Here is a 1,354-nt window from a genome sequence, read left to right as displayed (position 1 = left end):
GGCTTATAGGACAAAATGTGTGTCCCGATAGAACATCCGTTTCTATCCATTAATCAAGCCAGAACGGGTACGGGTCCCTGTGGTGGAGGTCCTCCCACACGGCCCTGTCGCCCCACTCCGGCCCTCCGTCCTCGCGCGACGGCGAGGCGGAGTAGACGCTGAACAGGAAGTCGATGTCCGCGTCGGTCGGCATCGCGGCGAGCTTCTCGCGCGCCGTCCTCGCGTCCCCCGAGTGCGCGTGGCACCACCAGAACACCGCCTTCACGCGCTTGACCGACGTCAGCCCCCGGTGGTTGCGCAGGACGGCCCTCAGCTGCGAGTTCACCCCTCCCTCGATCATGTTGTTGGTCGACGGCAGCGGGCCGGCCTTGGCTAGGGCGGGGTCGAGGTAGGTGAACAGCGTCCCCGCCGACACCAGCGACGACAGCGACGAGCGCGCCCGCCTCAGCCTCTCGTGGGTGTAGACCCTCCTGCCGTCCACCACGGTCCTGTCCTCCAGGAAGTCGGCCCAGAACCCGCACCAGTCGAGGTAGCGCTCGACCCAGAGCTCGGCCTGGTGCAGCGTCTCGATGCCCATGAGGTCGCGCGCGATGAGGTAGAGCTCGCGCCCCGCCTGGAGCTTCGGCCGCGTCGTCGTGTAGCGCTTGACCTGCGAGAAGGCGTGGAAGGTGCACCTCTGGACCCTGGTGCGCGGCCAGGTCTCGCGCACGGCCTTGGCGAACCCGCTCCCGCCGTCGGTGACGACCACCTCGGGCGCCGGGATCGGCGACATGAGGGCCGACCACGCCCTCGAGTTCTCCGACCTCGCCATGTACCAGGAGACCACCCTCTCGCCGCTGCAGCATATGAGCACGACGAGGTCGCGCGCGACCCAGATCCCGTCGACGTGGAGCACGCGGTGCAGCTCGCCGTCGGGGACGGGCATCGGCCAGACCTCCCAGAACTCGGCCGTCCTGCGCCTGAAGGACCGCCCGCCGCCCGGCATCGCCGCCTGGGAGTCCTTGGAGAGGAGCCACCCGAGGAACTCGTCCAGCCTCGTCGCCGTGTCGTCGTACCTCACCGTCGTCGACGCGCCGCAGGCCGTGCACCTCCACCGCTGGGACCCCGATGAGGTCCTGCCGTTGCGCTTGGTCCGACCGCCGCAGTAGGGGCAATAAACGGCCTTCATGGGCACCTCTTCCGAAAGGATATTTAACGGTTCCGGAAAAGGTTATCTACCTGCGGGAACGATAGGCAACCGGACACGCATTCTGTCCGAGCGGTTAAAAGCGGGCACGGAATTTAAACGGCTGAAAAAGGGGCATCGACCTGCGCCGATGCCCCCAACGTGGACACACATTTTGTCCTATAAGCC

The 1,354-nt window shown here is 66.5% G+C and carries 2 protein-coding genes; one reads left to right on the top strand and one right to left on the bottom strand.

Features of this window, described 5'->3' with window-relative positions:
- Nucleotides 1-49: 49 nt before the first annotated feature.
- Nucleotides 50-1,168 carry an IS1249 family transposase gene (locus tag AB5758_RS09675; protein ID WP_138111757.1) on the bottom strand — a complete coding sequence of 373 codons (1,119 nt, stop codon included), beginning with the start codon at nucleotides 1,166-1,168 and terminating at the stop codon, nucleotides 50-52.
- On the opposite strand from AB5758_RS09675, the gene AB5758_RS09670 reads away from it, so the two are divergent.
- A partial coding sequence (locus AB5758_RS09670) for a hypothetical protein (protein ID WP_368155547.1) occupies nucleotides 1,167-1,354 on the top strand: 188 nt, incomplete at its 3' end. The genes AB5758_RS09675 and AB5758_RS09670 overlap by 2 nt on opposite strands.

It is taken from the genome of Collinsella aerofaciens (assembly GCF_040926405.1).
GTDB lineage: Bacteria > Actinomycetota > Coriobacteriia > Coriobacteriales > Coriobacteriaceae > Collinsella.
This window is presented reverse-complemented; position numbering and strand designations above follow the sequence as displayed.

Excerpts from the sequence above, each read along its gene's own strand:
- AB5758_RS09675 (WP_138111757.1), bottom strand. The coding sequence starts at position 1,168 with ATGAAGGCCGTTTATTGCCCCTACTGCGGCGGTCGGACCAAGCGCAAC.